We start from the raw sequence: 420 nt of genomic DNA, 5'->3' as shown, positions 1-420 counted from the left end.
GCCCTCAGCGCCGCCGTGCGACGGTTCCTGCCCGAGGAGCCCGTCATGTCGATGATCGACAACCTCCGTGCCGTCGTCCGCCCACGCCCCCGCCGCACCGCGCCCAAGTACGACGCCGCCGCCGGCGACCAGAGCTCCTCGGCCGTGGTGGACTGCGCCGTCTACCTGGACGGCAAGCGGGCCGGCGCCAAGTGCAGCCCCCGCGAGGCGGCCCGCCAGGTCCGCGCGGCCCGGGAGACGGATGCAGGATCGTTCAGCTGGATCGGTCTGCACGAGCCGACCGAGGCCGAGTTCGAGGGCATCGCCCAGCGCTTCGGCCTGCACCCGCTGGCGGTCGAGGACGCGGTGCACGCGCACCAGCGCCCCAAGGTGGAGCGCTACGACGACGTGCTGGTCGCGGTCTTCAAGACCATCCGCTAC

The 420-nt window shown here is 73.1% G+C and carries 1 protein-coding gene; it reads left to right on the top strand.

The genetic code is table 11. The features are described 5' to 3' along the window. Positions 1 to 45: 45 nt before the first annotated feature. Positions 46 to 420, top strand: a 375-nt coding sequence (locus ACLWS4_RS37560; protein ID WP_416876512.1) for a CorA family divalent cation transporter, incomplete at its 3' end; no start/stop codon positions are given.

Source organism: Kitasatospora sp. SC0581 (assembly GCF_048159585.1).
In the GTDB taxonomy this organism is placed as follows: Bacteria; Actinomycetota; Actinomycetes; order Streptomycetales; family Streptomycetaceae; genus Kitasatospora.
This window is presented reverse-complemented; position numbering and strand designations above follow the sequence as displayed.